The 15,391-nt window shown below is 73.1% G+C and carries 16 protein-coding genes; 10 read left to right on the forward strand and 6 right to left on the reverse strand.

What is annotated here, in order from left to right; genetic code table 11:
* Positions 1–5: 5 nt before the first annotated feature.
* Complete coding sequence (gene nuoH / locus GA0070623_RS21780; protein ID WP_067301300.1) at positions 6–971, forward strand: NADH-quinone oxidoreductase subunit NuoH; 966 nt, start codon at positions 6–8, stop codon at positions 969–971.
* A 43-nt stretch (positions 972–1,014) separates the two neighbouring features.
* Here the strand turns inward: nuoH and GA0070623_RS21785 are convergent, their stop codons facing one another.
* From GA0070623_RS21785 to GA0070623_RS21795, 3 genes are all read right to left on the reverse strand, one after another.
* Positions 1,015–2,331 (reverse strand): S8 family peptidase, encoded by a 1,317-nt coding sequence (locus GA0070623_RS21785; protein WP_172898442.1) that lies wholly within the window; start codon positions 2,329–2,331, stop codon positions 1,015–1,017.
* A 110-nt stretch (positions 2,332–2,441) separates the two neighbouring features.
* Positions 2,442–2,750: a hypothetical protein gene (locus GA0070623_RS21790; protein WP_084261005.1), complete on the reverse strand. Its 309-nt coding sequence runs from the start codon at positions 2,748–2,750 to the stop codon at positions 2,442–2,444.
* Complete coding sequence (locus GA0070623_RS21795; protein WP_084261006.1) at positions 2,747–2,932, reverse strand: hypothetical protein; 186 nt, start codon at positions 2,930–2,932, stop codon at positions 2,747–2,749. The genes GA0070623_RS21790 and GA0070623_RS21795 overlap by 4 nt, the downstream gene beginning before the upstream one ends.
* A 93-nt stretch (positions 2,933–3,025) precedes the next feature.
* Between GA0070623_RS21795 and GA0070623_RS21800 the strand changes: the two genes are divergently transcribed.
* Positions 3,026–3,439: a GntR family transcriptional regulator gene (locus tag GA0070623_RS21800; RefSeq protein WP_067301307.1), complete on the forward strand. Its 414-nt coding sequence runs from the start codon at positions 3,026–3,028 to the stop codon at positions 3,437–3,439.
* A 52-nt stretch (positions 3,440–3,491) separates the two neighbouring features.
* On the opposite strand, the gene GA0070623_RS21805 is transcribed toward GA0070623_RS21800, so the two are convergent.
* Entirely contained in the window at positions 3,492–4,538 is a 1,047-nt protein-coding gene (locus GA0070623_RS21805) for a glutathione S-transferase family protein (protein ID WP_067301311.1), read from the reverse strand.
* Positions 4,539–4,947: 409 nt separating this feature from the next.
* Here GA0070623_RS21805 and GA0070623_RS21810 point away from each other — a divergent pair, with 409 nt between their 5' ends.
* Positions 4,948–5,370, forward strand: a complete 423-nt coding sequence (locus GA0070623_RS21810) for an ester cyclase (protein WP_067301314.1) — start codon at positions 4,948–4,950, stop codon at positions 5,368–5,370.
* On the opposite strand, the gene GA0070623_RS21815 is transcribed toward GA0070623_RS21810, so the two are convergent.
* Positions 5,351–5,926, reverse strand: a complete 576-nt coding sequence (locus GA0070623_RS21815; protein WP_067301317.1) for a Uma2 family endonuclease — start codon at positions 5,924–5,926, stop codon at positions 5,351–5,353. The two genes, GA0070623_RS21810 and GA0070623_RS21815, sit on opposite strands and share 20 nt — an antisense overlap.
* Before the next feature lie 139 nt (positions 5,927–6,065).
* Here GA0070623_RS21815 and GA0070623_RS21820 point away from each other — a divergent pair, with 139 nt between their 5' ends.
* From GA0070623_RS21820 to htpX, 7 genes are all read left to right on the forward strand, one after another.
* On the forward strand, positions 6,066–6,773 hold the full coding sequence (locus GA0070623_RS21820) for a NuoI/complex I 23 kDa subunit family protein (RefSeq protein ID WP_231932522.1): 708 nt from the start codon (positions 6,066–6,068) through the stop codon (positions 6,771–6,773).
* Positions 6,770–7,276, forward strand: coding sequence for an NADH-quinone oxidoreductase subunit J family protein (locus GA0070623_RS21825; RefSeq protein WP_067301321.1), 507 nt, complete (start codon positions 6,770–6,772; stop codon positions 7,274–7,276). Before GA0070623_RS21820 ends, GA0070623_RS21825 begins: the two co-directional genes overlap by 4 nt.
* A gap of 115 nt (positions 7,277–7,391) precedes the next feature.
* A complete protein-coding gene (gene nuoK / locus GA0070623_RS21830; RefSeq protein WP_231932523.1) occupies positions 7,392–7,829 on the forward strand; it encodes an NADH-quinone oxidoreductase subunit NuoK in 438 nt (145 codons plus the stop codon).
* A 35-nt stretch (positions 7,830–7,864) separates the two neighbouring features.
* The gene (locus GA0070623_RS21835; RefSeq protein ID WP_067301506.1) at positions 7,865–9,739 is read left to right on the forward strand and encodes an NADH-quinone oxidoreductase subunit 5 family protein; all 1,875 of its coding nucleotides are present in this window, start codon (positions 7,865–7,867) and stop codon (positions 9,737–9,739) included.
* Between the two features lie 114 nt (positions 9,740–9,853).
* Complete coding sequence (locus tag GA0070623_RS21840) at positions 9,854–11,386, forward strand: complex I subunit 4 family protein (RefSeq protein ID WP_067301324.1); 1,533 nt, start codon at positions 9,854–9,856, stop codon at positions 11,384–11,386.
* Between the two features lie 31 nt (positions 11,387–11,417).
* Entirely contained in the window at positions 11,418–12,902 is a 1,485-nt protein-coding gene (locus tag GA0070623_RS21845) for an NADH-quinone oxidoreductase subunit N (RefSeq protein ID WP_067301327.1), read from the forward strand.
* A 156-nt stretch (positions 12,903–13,058) separates the two neighbouring features.
* Positions 13,059–13,934 (forward strand): zinc metalloprotease HtpX, encoded by an 876-nt coding sequence (gene htpX, locus GA0070623_RS21850; protein ID WP_067301329.1) that lies wholly within the window; start codon positions 13,059–13,061, stop codon positions 13,932–13,934.
* Between the two features lie 118 nt (positions 13,935–14,052).
* Here the strand turns inward: htpX and GA0070623_RS21855 are convergent, their stop codons facing one another.
* On the reverse strand, positions 14,053–15,270 hold the full coding sequence (locus GA0070623_RS21855) for an MFS transporter (protein ID WP_067301332.1): 1,218 nt from the start codon (positions 15,268–15,270) through the stop codon (positions 14,053–14,055).
* Positions 15,271–15,391: the final 121 nt, after the last annotated feature.

Here is a 15,391-nt window from a genome sequence, read left to right on the forward strand (position 1 = left end):
GCCTGATGCCGACCTGGTTGGAGCTGGTGATCCGGATCGGCGGGGTGCTGGTCGCGTTCCTCACCCTGCCGCTGATCGTCGGCCAGGCCGAGCACAAGGTGATGGCGCACATGCAGGGCCGGCTCGGTCCGATGTACGCCGGGGGCTTCCACGGCTGGGCGCAGCTCGTCGCCGACGGGATCAAGTTCGTCCAGAAGGAGGACATCACCCCGCGCGAGGCGGACCGGGCGGTGTTCCGGCTGGCCCCGGTGGTGGCCCTGGTGCCCTACCTGCTGGTGCTGCTGGTGATCCCGCTCGGCCCGGGCGACCTGGTCGGGCAGCCGCTGGACATCGGCCTGTTCTTCGTGCTGGCGGTGGTCGGCGTCGGCGTGGTGGCGGTGCTGATGTCGGCGTGGGCCTCGGCCAACAAGTACAGCCTGCTCGGCGGGTTGCGCGGGGCGGCCCAGCTGCTCGGCTACGAGCTGCCGCTGGTGCTGGCCGCCGCCTCGGTGGCGATGGCGGCCGGGACGCTGAGCCTCGGCGGGATCGTCGAGGCGTGGCAGCCGTGGTGGCTGTTCTGGCAGGCCCCCGCGATGATCGTGTTTTTCGTGGCCGGGCTGGCCGAGATCCGCCGGCCCCCGTTCGACATGCCGGTCGCCGACTCGGAGCTGGTCTTCGGCTACATGACCGAGTACACCGGGCTGCGGTTCGCGTTCTTCCTGCTCGCCGAGTACGTCGGCATCGTGGTGATCGCCGCGCTGACCACCGTGCTCTTCCTCGGCGGCTGGCAGGGGCCGTTCGCCGACGCGCAGCTCGGCTGGTTGTGGACCCTGCTGAAGGTCTTCGCCGTGTCGTTCGTGATCATCTGGCTACGGGTGTCGTTCCCCCGGCTGCGGGAGGACCAGCTCCAGCGGCTGTGCTGGCTGGTCCTGGTGCCGGCGGCCCTGGCCCAGCTGGTCCTCACCGCCGCGGTGCGTCTCACCCTGAACTGAGCGTCGGCCCGGAGGGGCCCCGGGCGGGGCCCCTCCGGCGCGCTCACGGCGCGGCGTAGAGCAGGCGGTTGGGGGAGCCGGTCCCCGGGTTGACCACCTTGCCGGTGGTGGCCGCGCTGATCAGCGCGCTCTTGGCCGTGGCGAGGGTGGCCGACGGGTTGGTCTGCCGGTAGCGGGCCAGCCAACCGGTGACGTGCGGGGCCGCCATCGAGGTGCCGGACCAGCCGCTGGCCACGGCGGTGTTCGAGGCGATGCCGGCGGAGGTGATGTCCACCCCCGGGGCGAAGATGTCGACGCAGGTCCCGTAGCTGGAGAACGAGGCCCGGTTGTCGTTGATGTCGGTGGCCGCGACGGTGATCCCCCGGCTGGAGCGGGGCCCGTTGGTGCAGGCGTCGGTGTTGAAGTTGTTGGCGATGAAGACCGGGTACACCCCGTGGTCGATCAGGTTCTCGATCGAGGTGTTCGCGGAGGTGCCGTAGCCCTGGAGGCTGAAGTTCGCCACCGAGACGGTCGCGTGGTTGGTGGCCAGCCAGTCGACCCCCTCGATCAGGTCGGTGCTCCACCCGGAGTTGTCACACTGGAGGACGCGGACCGCCCGGATGGTCACCGACTTGGCGACCCCGTAGGTGCTCCCACCGATGGTGCCGGCGACGTGGGTGCCGTGGCCGTGGCAGTCGTTGGTGCCGTTGCCGTCGCCGACCGCGTCGTAGACCCCGGCGGCCCGGGTGCCGAAGTCGACGTGGGTGGCCCGGATACCGGAGTCGACCACGTAGGCGGTCACCCCGGAACCGGTCGTGGTGTAGCCGAAGCTGTTGCTCAGCGGCAGGTTGCGCTGGTCGATACGGTCCAGCCCCCACGACGGCGGGTTGCTCTGCACGGCCTGAATGGATCCGCCCCGGGCCTGGGCCCGGCCGGTCCGGGCGGTGGCCGGTGCGGTCAACTCCGGCCCGGTGGCGGTCAGCCCGCCGTGGATGCGGGTGTCCCGCTCCACGTACTGCACGGCCGGGTCGCTGCGGACGGCGGCGAGGGCGGCCGGCGGCAGCACCGCGGCGTACCCGTCGAGGACCTGGGTGTAGCGGTTCAGCACGGTGCCGCCGGCCCGCTCGGCGGCGGCGGCCGACTGGGAGGTGCGGGCGAGGCGGGCGGTGCGCTCGCCGCTGACCGGCTTGTCGTTAAGGACGACGATGTACCGGTCCGGCGCGGCCTCCTCGCCACCGGCCAGCAGCGGCGCGGGCGCGGCCCGTCCCGGGCCGGGGGTGCCCGGGGCCGCGACGGCGGCGTTGGTGGTGGTGGCGAGCGCGCCGACGAGAACACCGGCGAGTACGCCCAGACGTGCGGCTGTGCTACCCAGCTTGCGCAAGGCTCGTTCCTCTCGACAGGGGAGTCCACAGAGGGACCGTGCTGCCCGATGCCACCCGTGGATCACGGCACCGAACCCCCATAGTCGACCAGCTCATATTGACCACCGTGTTAACTCTTGAACACCCCACGTGAATGTGTGGCACCTCTCAGTGTCTGACGTGGGGGCTGTCGCGGTGGCCGCTGTGTGATGACCAGCCCCGCCGGCTGTACGAAGATCGACCGGCGCGCGACGGCGTCTCCTTTGGCGTTGAGCTGGTAACCCTCCAGCCAGACCCAGCCGTCGTAGGTCGGCCAGTCGAGCACGCGGATGACTCGGAAAGCGATCGGGTTGATGCACTGCACGCTTGCCGCTCGGGTCACGTGGAGTAGGTCGCCGGATCGGAGGTTGTTCGGTGGGATGGGGCCGTGCGTGCTCATCTGCCCTCACCCGGCCAGTGCCCCCGGTTGATCGGCACCCGGTGCCGGCCGCTGCATGGTAGTTCGCTGCCGCAGCGGCAGACGATCCGTTTCCGGTCGACGGACCACGCTGGCCGGTGCCTGCGGCGCAGTGTCAGCGCGACGGCGGTCAGATACTCGTCGTAGGTCACGTGCGTGGGCATGGCGTCTCCTCGGTGGGCTGTTTGAGTCACTCTAAGTGTTGTATTGACGTAAGCACAACAGTAGGGCAGCCTGACATCACCTAGCGTGCGGATGTGAGCAGTGAGAGCGGCTTCGATCCAGATGTCGCCACCTGGAAACAACTCGCGGACCGGCTGCGACAGGCCATCCGTTCAGGCAGGTTCGCCCCTGGTCAGCGAGTGCCCACCGAGCTGAGCCTCACCCAGGAGTTCCAGCTCAGCCGACTCACGGTCCGCCGCGCGCTCCAGCAGTTGCGAAGCGAGGGCCTGATCGTGGTCGTACAGAGTCGCGGAACCTTCGTCCGGGGAGAACAGGATCGCGTCGAAGTGATCCTGAGTAAAGGCGATCGGGCGCACTCACGGATGCCCGACCCCGAGGAGCGGCGCAGGCTCACCCTCCATGAGGGTGAGCCTGTCATCCTGGTGACCAGGGCGGACGGCACGGTGGAGAGTTACGGGGCGCACCGCGTGAGCATCGTGGTCGGATGAACGCGCGCCCCACCCACAGGTCGGGCGGGGCGCGCGTGGTCGGGGCGGTGGCTCAGCCGATCGGGGTGTGCTCCGGCGGCACCTGCTCGCCGGGCGGCGGGGGCGGCGGGGGAGTGCCGTCGCCGAACGGTCGGCCGCCGAGGGCCTCCCGCCCGTGCGGGCTGAGCCAGTTGACCAGGTCCGGGCCGAGCGGCACCACCCCGGTCGGGTTGATGTCCCGGTGCACCTCGTAGTAGTGCCGCTTGATGTGGTCGAAGTCGATGGTGTCGCCGAACCCGGGGGTGGCGAACAGGTCCCGGGCGTACGCCCACAGCACCGGCATCTCGCTCAGCTTCTGCCGGTTGCACTTGAAGTGACCGTGGTAGACCGGGTCGAAGCGGGCCAGCGTGGTGAACAGCCGCACGTCGGCCTCGGTGATGGTGTCGCCGACCAGGTAACGCTGGCCGGCCAGCCGGTCGCTGAGCCAGTCCAGCCGGTCGAACAACCGCCGGTACGCCTTCTCGTACGCCTCCTGCGAGCCGGCGAAGCCGCACCGGTAGACGCCGTTGTTGACGTCGGCGAAGACCACGGCGTTCACCTCGTCGATCTCGGCGCGCAGGTGCTCCGGGTAGAGCTGCGGGGCGCCCTCGCGGTGGTACGCCCCCCACTCGGTGGACAGGTCCAGGGTCATCTGCGCGTAGTCGTTGGTGACCACCTGCCCGGTCGGCACGTCGACGATCGCCGGCACGGTGATCCCCCGGTCGTAGTCGGGGTAGCGGGCGAAGAACGCCTCGGCCAGCCGCTCGATGCCGAGCACCGGGTCGCGCCCGCCCGGGTCCAGGTCGAACGTCCAGCTCCGGGCGTCGTGGGTGGGCCCGGCGACCGCCATCGGCAGCGCCTCCTCCAGCCCGAGCAGCCGCCGTACGATGATCATGCGGTTGGCCCACGGGCAGGCCCGGCTTACCACCAGGCGGTAGCGGTCCGGCTCGACGGGGTAGCCGTCCCGCCCGTCGGCGGTGATCCGGGTGGCGATGTAGCGCTGGTCCCGGGTGAACTCGCCGCCCGGCTCGACGTACTTGCCGCCGCTCTGGGTCGCCGTCGTGCCGTTGCTCTCCGCCATGGTGTCGCCCTTCGTCCGCTTCGGCTCCCATCATGGCGGTTCTTCCGCCCCGGGGCAGCACAACGGCGCCCGGGGCGGCTGGCTGGCCGGATCGGCGTGCCCGGGCGACGAGGACCGATGCGCCCAGCCTGACGCTCGACACGCCGCCGTACCCTCCCGGCGCGTCAACCAGCAGGTGAGGCGCCATGATCAAATTGCGATCTGAACATGCTTCCCCGGCGTGTCGTCCACATTTTCGTCATCTGATCAAGCTCGCCGCATGGACCGGGCGCACGCACTCGCGTGCACGGACCCAGGTGCACGCACTCGGGCGCTCGCCCCCGTTTGGGCCGGCCCGCGCCGGGAGCGACGCGCACCTCGACGCGCACCTCGACCGGCTGGCCCCGGGCGGTCCGCCTAGGCTGCCCACATGATCGACGTTGCGGCGGTGGCCCGGCGGTTCGTAGTCGACGTGTGGAACGCCGGCCGCGAGGAGTCGGCGTACGAGCTGGTGGCCGAGGAGTGCCCGGGGCTCGGCGGCACCGGCCCGGCGGCGGTGCTGGCCTGGCACCGGGACCGCCGGGCCGCCTTCCCCGACCTGCGCTACAAGCTGGTGGACGTGGTGGCGGCCGGGGACCGGGTGGCGCTGCGCTGGCGGGCCGCCGGCACCCAGGCGGGGCAGTTCGGCCCGGTGCCGCCGACCGGGCAGGTGGTCAGCTACTCCGGGGCGACGTTCCTGCGGTTCGACGCCGCCGGGCGGATCGTCGACGTGTGGAGCGTCAACGAGCTGTTCCAACTGCTGCAACAGTTGGGTGTGGAGATGCTGCCGCCGCTCACCGACGCCGGGGCGTGATCCGGGCGATCGACAGGTTCACCGGGAACGGCTCGCCGGTGTCGACGAACTTCGTCCACCGCCCGGTCTCCCGGTAGACCTCGTTCACCGCGTCGATCCGGTAGGTGTGCACGACCAGGCCGTCGTCCTCCACCTCGATCCGCCAGTAGAACGGGATGCCGGCCTGTGCGTAGAGGGTCGGCTTGAGCACCCGGTCGATGGAGCGGGTGCTGGGGGAGACGATCTCGACGGCCAGCACCACCTCGTGCGGCTCGTAGCGGGACGGTTCGCGGGCGGCGGCGGTGGACGTGGTCACCAGCACGTCGGGGATGAAGGAGCGGGTCCGGTTGATCCGCACCTCCACCGCCTGGGTCACGTCGTAGTCGTCGGGACACTCCTCTTCGAGCGCGACGCCAAGTCGCATCGCGATGGTCTGGTGGATGCGGGTGGGGGAGGGGGACACGAGCAGCACTCCATCGAGAAGTTCGCGGCGGCGGCCGTCCGCGGGCAGCGCGTCCAGATCGTCGGTCGTCCAGCCGCCCTCGGGCGGATAGTCGTTCTGCAACGCGGCAGTCATCGGTCGGTCCTTCCCGGTGCGTCGTTCTCCCCGCCCGTCAGGGTAACGCCGGCAAACGCCGGGTGGTGGTCGCGCACGCCGTGGCCACAGGGCAGGATGACCCCATGAGCGAGCGCGGCGGGCGAATCGGGGCGACACGGTGAGCGAGCGCGGCGGGCTTCCCGGCGAGGGGCTGGTGAAGGGGCTGGCGGTCACGTTGAAGACGATGACCCGCCGGTCGACCACCCAGCAGTACCCGGACGTCGCCCCCGAGCTGCCGCCCCGCTCCCGGGGCGTGATCGCGCTGCTGACCGAGAACTGCACGGTCTGCATGCTCTGCGCCCGGGAGTGCCCCGACTGGTGCATCTACATCGACTCGCACAAGGAGGAGGTGGCGGTGGCCGGCGCGGCCCGCCCCCGCCAGCGCAACGTCCTCGACAAGTTCGACATCGACTTCTCGCTCTGCATGTACTGCGGCATCTGCATCGAGGTCTGCCCGTTCGACGCCCTCTACTGGTCGCCGGAGTTCGAGTACGCCGAGTACGACATCAAGGACCTGCTGCACGACAAGGACCACCTCGGCCAGTGGATGGCCACGGTGCCGCCACCGCCCGCGCACGACCCGCACGGCGAGCCGGCCAAGGAGGAGACCACCGCCGCGCGCAAGTCCGCCGCCCCGACCAGCTCCGCGGCCCGCCCCACCGTGGTACGCCCCGAGCCCGCCCCCGCCACCCCCCGCGCCTCCGGCCCGGCCGCCCCGCGCACTGCCGGCCCGGCCGCCGCCCGCGACTCCGACCCGGCCGGGTCGGGCGTCGAACCGGCCGCCCCCGAGCCCGGCCCCGCCGACGACGGAGGTGCCCCCCGGTGACCGGTGCGGACGTGCTGCTGCTCGCCCTGGGCGCGGTGGCGGTCGGGTCGGGGGTGCTGGTGGTCGCCACGAAGCACCTGGTCCGGGCCGGCCTCTACCTGGTGCTCTGCCTGGGCGCGCTGGCCGGCGACTACCTGGTGCTCACCGCCGAGCTGGTCGCCTGGGTGCAGGTGCTGATCTACGTGGGCGCGGTGGTGGTGCTGCTGCTGTTCGCGGTGATGCTGACCCGGGCCCCGATCGGGGCCTCCGACGACCTGGACCGGCCGGGCTGGCCGGCGGCCCTGATCGGCGGCGGCGTCGGGTTGGGCCTGACCGCGCTGCTGGTCGACGCGTTCCGCTGGTCGACGGTGGACCTGCCGGCGGCGGGCACCGCCGAGGGCATCGGCGAGCAGGTGTTCCGCTCCTGGGTCCTGCCCTTCGAGGTGCTGTCGGTGCTGCTGCTGTCCGCCCTGGTCGGCGCGGTCGTCCTGTCCCGTCCCGACATCGGAGCTGGTGGCCGGTGAGCGCGAGGAGTGAGCCGGGTTTGCGAGCCCCGCAGTCGCGAACGAAAGACGGGCCGGTGAGCGCGAGGAGTGAGCCGGGTTTGCGAGCCCCGCAGTCGCGAACTGAGGTATTCCGGTGAGGCCGGTCATCCCCTATGTCACCGCCGCGCTGCTGTTCGGCCTGGGCGTCTACGGCGTGCTGCGGCGACGCAACGCGGTGCTGGTGCTGATGGCGGTGGAGCTGATGCTCAACGCGGTCAACCTGATCCTGGTCACCGCCGACACCACCGTGCGGGCGGTGCTGCCGCACTCCGGGCAGGTATTCGCGCTCTTCGTGATCGTGCTGGCCGCCGCCGAGATCGGTGTCGGGCTGGCCATCGTGCTCCAGCTCTACCGGCTGCGGGCCAGCGTCACCGTCGACGACGTGCCGCTGACCGAGCCGGCCGCCGACCTGGCCAGGTCCGGATCGTCCGTCGGCCGCCTCGGGGGCGGGCCGGGCGTGGACCGGGCCGCGTCGTCCGTCGACCGGGCCGGGGTCGGGCCGGGCGGCGAGCGGACTGGGGTCGACCGGTGACCGGGCTGCTCGGGGCGGCGCTGCCGGCCGTACCCATGGTCGCGGGGTTGCTGGGGTTGCTGCTGCCGCCGGCACCGCGTGGGGCGACCACCGGGGAGGGCGCGGCCCGGCGGGCGGCGGTCGGCCTCGGGGTGGCCGGCGCGGCCGGCGCGCTGCTGGTCGCGGTGCTGCTGCTGGTCCGGCTCGGCGACCCGGTGGAGACCAGCACGACCTGGATCGACCTGGGCGGGCTGCAGGTCACCCTCGGGGTACGGCTGGACGGCGTCGCCGGGCTGGTCGCGGTCGCGGTGGCGGCGGTGGCGCTGGCGGTGCAGGTCTACTCGGTGGCCTACCTGCGGCGCGGCCCGCACGACGACGTCGAGGTGGACCACCGTTACCCGCCCTACGCCGCGCAGATCAGCCTGTTCACCGCCGCGATGCTGCTGGTGGTGGTCAGCGGGGACCTGATCCTGCTGCTGGTCGGCTGGGAGGTGATGGGCCTCTGCTCGTACCTGCTGATCGCCCACGACCGGCGGCTGCCCGAGGCGCCGGCCGCCGCGATGAAGGCGTTCCTGGTCACCCGGGTGGGTGACGTCGGGTTCCTGCTCGGCATCGCGCTGCTCGGCGTCTCGGCGGGCAGCTTCCGGATCGCCGACGTGCTCGCCCACGACCATGCCACCGGCACCCTGACCGCCGCCTGCCTGCTGCTGCTCGCCGGGGTGGCGGGTAAGAGCGCCCAGTTCCCGCTGCACACCTGGCTGCCGGACGCGATGGCCGGCCCGACCCCGATCTCCGCACTGATCCACGCCGCGACCATGGTCGCCGCCGGGGTGTACGCGGTGACCCGGCTCTACCCGCTGTTCACCCGGGCGTCGGTGGCGCTGGCGGTGCTCGGGGTGCTCGCCTCGGTCACCCTGCTGCTCGGCGCGTTCGCGGCCACCGCCCAGGACGACCTGAAGCGGGTGCTCGCCTGGTCGACGGTCTCCCAGCTCGGCTACATGACCGGCGCGCTCGCCGTGGGCGCCCCGGCTGCCGCGCTGTTCCACCTGCTCACCCACGCCGCGTTCAAGGCGCTGCTGTTCCTGGCCGCCGGTGCGGTGATCCACGCCGTCGGCACCACCCTGCTGTCCCGGATGGGTGGGCTGCGCCGGAGCATGCCGGTCACCTTCTGGTGCACCCTGATCGGCCTGGGCGCGCTGGCCGGGGTGCCGCCGCTGTCCGGTTTCTGGAGCAAGGACGGCGTGCTCGCCGCCGCCGGGGCCGCCGCGCTCGACGGCACCGGTCCCGCCCCGGCGTGGGTCGGCTGGCTGGTCTGGCTGGCCGGTCTGCTCGGGGTGCTGCTGACCGCCGCGTACGCCACCCGGCTGCTGCTGCGCGCCTTCTTCGGTGCGCCCCGGCTGCCGCTGCTGCACCCGCACGACCCGCCGGCTCTGATGCGTTGGCCGGTGCTGCTGCTGGCCGTCCCGGCGGCGCTGCTCGGCCTGGCGGCGTTCTGGCCGCCGTTCGCCGACCGGCTGCGCGGCACCGCCGCCGACGTCGAGCTGGTCCACCTCGCCCCGGCGGTGCTGCTGCCGCTCGTGCTGCTGCTGGCCGGGGTGGGGCTGGCCTGGGCCGGCTGGCGGCGGGATCCGGCCGCCGACCCGGCGCGTGTGCTGGGTCCGCTGCGGCCGGTGTTCGCCCGCGCCTTCCGCCTCGACGACCTGCAACACACCCTGGTGGTACGCCCCACGACGGCGCTCGCCCGGGTGACGCGCACCGGCGACGAGGTGGGGGTGGACGGGCTGGTCGAGGGGATCGGCCGGGGCGCCACCACGCTGGGTGCCGGGCTGGCCGCGCTGCACCGGGCGGCGCTGCCCCGCGCGACGGCGGCGGTGCTGGCCGGCACCCTGCTGATCGGCCTGGCCGCCGCCCTGATCGGAATTTCCCTATGAGCGCGAGGAGTGCAGCGCAGCGGAGCCCCGCAGTCGCGAACGAGAGGTCGGTCCGGTGAGCGCGAGGAGTGCAGCGCAGCGGAGCCCCGCAGTCGCGAACGAAAGGTCAGTCCAGTGAGTGCGGGGCAGGTGCTTTTGGTCGCGGTGTTGGCGCTGCCGGCGGTGGGGGCGGCGCTGGTCGCCGTGGTCCCCGGGGAGCGGACGGCCCGGCTGCTGGGAACGGCGGTCGCCGGGTTGACCCTGGTCGGGGCGGTGCTGCTGGTGCTCGGCGACCACGGCTGGTTCGGCTACGGCCCGGCCCCCGCCGTGCAGCCCTGGCACGGGGTCGACCTGCCCTGGGTGCCCGGCCTCGACCTGCGTTTCCACCTCGGTGTGGACGGCATCTCCTGGCCGCTGGTGGTGCTCACCGCCCTGCTCACCCTGCTCTGCTGCGGCTACACGGTGCGCCGGGTGCCCGAGGGCGGTGGCAGCGGCCGGGCGCTGGTGGCGCTGCTGCTGGTGGTCGAGGTGGGCATCCTGGGCACCTTCCTGGCGCTCGACCTGGTGCTGTTCTTCGTCTTCTTCGAGATCGTCCTGCTGCCGATGTACGCGATCATCGCCGGCTGGGGTGGTACCGGTACGGCCGGCTCGTCGGCGCGGGACGCGGCCCGCGCGGCGGCCCGCAAGTTCGCCCTCTACACGCTCTTCGGCTCGGTGCTGCTGCTGGTCGGCGTGTTCGTGGTGGTGGCCGCCGCCGGCACCGCCGACATCGTGGCGCTGACCGGTGGGGCGGGGCTGTCCCGGGGCACCCAGTTGGCCGCGTTCACGCTGCTCGGGTTGGCGTTCGCGGTGAAGGCCCCGCTCTGGCCGCTGCACTCGTGGCTGCCCGACGCGCACACCCAGGCACCCACCGTCGGCAGTGTCGTGCTCGCCGGGGTGCTGCTCAAGATGGGCACGTACGGCCTGATCCGGGTGGCGGTCGGGGTGGCCCCGGAGGGCGCCCGCTGGGCCGCGCCGGTCCTCGGGGTGCTGGCCGTCGCGGCGATCCTGGTCGGCTCGCTGGTCTGCCTGGCCCAGGACGACCTGAAGCGGCTGATCGCCTATTCCAGCGTCGGGCACATGGGGTTCGTGCTGCTCGGGGTGGCGACGCTGACCGCCACCGGCATCCAGGCGGCGCTGATCGGCAACGTGGCGCACGGGGTGATCACCGGGCTGCTGTTCTTCCTCGCCGGGGCGGTCAAGGACCGGGCGCACACCGGGGCGCTGGCCGAGCTGTCCGGGCTGCGGGAGACCGCGCCCCGGCTGGCCGGGCTGCTCGGGTTCGCGGCGGTCGCCTCGCTCGGCCTGCCCGGGTTGGCGGGCTTCTGGGGTGAGGCGTTCGCCGTGGTCGCCGCCGTCGAGCGGGGTGGGCCGCTGTGGACCACGCTGGCGGTGCTGGCGGCGGTCGGCGGGGCGCTCACGGCCGCGTACTTCCTGCGGTTGTTGCGTCGGGTGACCCACGGTCGGCCGAGTCCCGTCGTCGGCCGGTTCGGCCCCGGCCTGGCCGGGGTGGAGCTGACCGCCTGGGTGCCGCTGGTCCTGCTCGCCCTCGCCGTCGGCCTGGTGCCCACCCTGGTGCTCGGCTACGCCACCGGCCCGGTGGACGCCCTGGTGGCGGTGGTCCGGTGACGTCCGCAGTCACGAACGGAGGTGGGCACCGGTGAGTGTCGTGCAGAGCGTCGACAATGTGGTGTTGCTGCCGGCGTACCTGGCGGCCGGCACCGCCGTACTCGTGCTGCTGGCCGATCTGCTGGTGGGCCGGGCCGGCGCGACGGTGGCCGTGGCCGGCGCGGGCGTCGCCGCCACCGGGGTCGGCGCGGTGGTGGTGGGCGCGGCCGGCACCCGGCGGACGTTCTGTGCCGGTGCCGACTGCTCGTGGGTGTTCGACGGCCGGGCGGCCCTGATCGCGGGGGTCTTCGCCCTGCTCACGCTCGGTGTCCTCGGGCTGTCCGGTCCACTGCTGCGCGGCGGTCCGACGCCGGTCGGCGAGTACTGCTTCCTGCTGGCCTGCTCGATGACCGGTGGCGTGGTGCTCGGCGCGGCCGGTGACCTGATCACCCTGATCGTCGCCCTGGAGACCCTGACCCTGCCGCTGTACGTGCTGGTGGGCCTGCGTCGGGGCAGCCTGGCCAGCGCCGAGGCGGCGGTCACCTTCTTCGTGGTGAGCGTGGTGGCGACGACGGTCACCCTGCTCGGCGCGGCCCTGCTCTACGCGGCGACCGGCGGCCTGCACCTGGACCGGCTGGGCGGGCTGCTGGCCGAGGCACCCGACCTGCCGCTGGTCCCGGCGGCGGTGGCGCTGGTGGTGCTCGGGCTGGCCTTCAAGGTGGCCGCGGTGCCGTTCCACGCCTGGGCGCCGGCCACCTACGACGGCGCTCCGCTGCCGGTGGCGGCGTACCTGTCCACCGCGTCGAAGCTGGGTGGGGTGGTGGCCCTGCTGGCGGTGGTGCAACGGGCACTGCCGGCCGAGGTGACCGGCCCGGTGCTGGCCCTGCTGGCGGTGCTCACCATGACCGTGGGCAACCTGGTGGCGCTGCGCCAGCGGCGTACCGTCCGGTTGCTCGCCTGGTCGTCGGTGGCCCAGGCCGGCTACATCCTGGCCCCGCTGGGGGCGCTGGCACTGGCCGCCGGCCGGGCCGGGGAGGCCCGGACCGGGGCGTACGCGGCCACGGTGACGTACGCGGTCTTCTTCGTGGTGGTGGAGCTGGCGGCGTTCGCGGCGCTGGTGGCGTTGCGCCCACCCGGGGCGGACGGCGGCACGGTGGCGGACCTGCGCGGGGCGGCCCGGCGGCGGCCCTGGGTCGGGGCGGCGCTGGCGCTGGCCCTGGTCGGGCTGGCCGGGCTGCCACCGGGGCTGGCGGGGCTGTTCGCCAAGGTGACGGTGGTCCGGGCGCTGCTGGACGGTGGAGCCGGCTGGCTGGCTCTGGTGGTGGCGCTGAACGCGGTGCTCGGCCTGGCCTACTACCTGCGCCTCGCCGCCACCCTGTACGCCGATCCGGCCCCGCCGCAGCCGTCCCCGACCCCCGCCCGAGAGCCGGCCGGTCGGGTGGCCTGGCCGGTCACCGTGGCGCTGGCCGGGGCGACCGCGCTGGCCGTGGTGATCGGTGTCGTCCCCCAGGTGGTGCTGGACCTCGCCGCCCGCTGACCTGGTGTCCCGGGTCGTCCCCGGTGTCCGGTCCGTCCAGCCGGTTCACAGCTTCTTTCAGGTCAACTGCCAGTCATGAGCAGGATGGTTGACGGGTACCGGTGACGTTGTACCGGTCAGCGGGTCCAGCGCGACCCGCGCACCGAAGGAGCGATCGTGCATCACAACCGTCTGAAGACCGCCGCGTTGCTGGGCCTGCTGACGTCGCTGATCCTCGCGGTCGGCTACTGGTTCGGCGGGAGCGGCGGCCTCGTCATCGCCGTCGTCGTCTCGTTGCTGATGAACGGTGTGACCTATTTCTTCTCCGACAAGCTGGCGTTGCGCTCGATGAAGGCGCAACCGGTCAGCGAGGCACAGTTCCCCGAGCTGTACCGGATGGTCCGCGAGCTGGCCACCGAGGCCGGGCAGCCGATGCCCCGGCTGTACGTCAGCCCCACTTCGCAGCCCAACGCGTTCGCCACCGGTCGTAACCCGGCGAACGCGGCGGTCTGCGTCACCCACGGGATCACCGAGATCCTGGACTACCGCGAGCTGCGCGGGGTGATCGGTCACGAGTTGTCCCACGTCTACAACCGGGACATCCTGATCTCCAGCGTGGCGGCTGGGCTGGCGGGCATCATCACCATGCTGGCGAACCTGGCGTTCTTCATCCCGCTCGGCAGCAACGACGAGGACGGCCCGAACCCGGCGGTGCTGCTGCTCACCATCATCCTCGGCCCGATCGCGGCCACCGTGATCCAGTTGGCGATCAGCCGGAGCCGGGAGTTCCAGGCGGACGCCTCGGGCGCGCAGCTCACCCGGGATCCGTTGGCCCTGGCCAGTGCCCTCCGCAAGATCCACCTGGGTACCCAGGCCCGGCCGTTGCCCGCGCAGGGTCAGCTCACCAGCACCGCGCACCTGATGATCGACAACCCGTTCAAGCGGGGTGGCGGCATCGCCGCGCTGTTCTCCACCCACCCCCGGATGGAGGAGCGGGTGGCCCGGCTGGAGCAGATGGCCCGCAACGCCGGCCCGGTGCAGTTCCAACGCTGACCGGGGCCTGCCGCCCTGCGACGAACGACACCGGCTGCGCCCGCGTCCACCCGGACGCGGGCGCAGCCGCCTCGTCGGCGGTGCCGGGGAACAGGGACAGGGTGCCGGGGAAGTGCGGTCAGTGGGCGGAACGGGTCGCCTGCGGGCCGGCGTCGACCGGCAGCCGGTCCGGGCGGGTCAGCAGCACCACGACCAGCAGCACCACCCCGGCCAGCAGGTACGCCACGGCGGGGCCGAACAGCGCGGCCGTCGCGCCGAGCACGAAGATCCCGCAGCCGGCGACGACGATGTTGGCGGCCACGATGGTCGCCTCCACCTGCCCCATCCGTTCCACCGGGGCCAGCCGGGCAAAGGTGGCCTGTGCGCCGATCAGCCACCCGCCACCCGCGCCGATCAGCGCGTTGGCGCAGGCCAACGCCCAGACCGGGGCGTGCGCGGCGACCAAAACGCCGGCCAGCAGCAGCGCCCCGGCCAGCGCGGCGACCATGGCGACCTGCCCGGCCAGCCGGCTCAGCCAGGCGCACCGCCCCACCACCAGCACGAAGACCGCGCCGCCCAGCGCCGACGAGGCCAGCACCACGGGCCGCCAGCCGCCACCGGCGAGGTCCGGGGCCAGCGTCTCGGGCAGCGCCCCGGAGAGCACCGTGCCGAGGGTGAGCAGGGCGATGCCGCGCAGCACCGGGTGGCCGGCGATGGTCCGGATGCCGGCGGTGGCCGGCGGGCGGCTGCGGTGCCGCTGCTGCCCGGTCGGCAGCCCGGCGAGCACCACCGCCGCGACCAGGAACGACACCAGGTCGATCAGGAGCGCCACCCGGGGGCCGAGCGCCACGGTGATGCTCGCCCCGGCGAGTAGGCCGGTCACCTGGCCGACCTGGTTGGCGAAGGCGGACAGGCCGAACAACGGCAGCCGGAGCGGGGCGTCCACCGCCTCGGCGGCGACCGCCACGTTGACGCTGGAGTAGGCGGCCCGGACCGCGCCGAGCAGCCCGGCGGCGACGATCGCCGGCACCGGCCGGGGCACCGCGAGGGGGACCGCGATCAGCACCGCGCCGGCCACCGAGAGCCAGACCAGCAGGGTCCGCCGGGCCGGCACGTCCAACCAGCCGCTGAACACGGTGGCGACCAGCAGGGCCGGCAGGGCCCGGGCGGCGTACACGGCGGCCGGGCCGAGGACCGACTGCGTCTGGTCGTACGCGAGCAGCAGCAGCGCGGCGAGCCCCACGAAGTCGCCCAGCTCGGAGATGCCCCGGGCGGTGACCAGCCGGGAGGCCACCGGATGGCGGAACAGGGCCAGGTAACCGGGTGTCGGCGCGAGCCGTTCGTCGGCGTCGGTCATCGGCTCGGCCGGACCTCCCTGCGGCGTGGGGGACGATGGAAAACGGCACATCTATCTGGCTCGATCAGCAAATTACCCTCTCGTCGCCACCGGATCAGCGGCCCGGGGTGTGAGTGAATCG

Origin of the sequence: Micromonospora rifamycinica (assembly GCF_900090265.1) — a bacterium.
Lineage (GTDB): Bacteria > Actinomycetota > Actinomycetes > Mycobacteriales > Micromonosporaceae > Micromonospora > Micromonospora rifamycinica.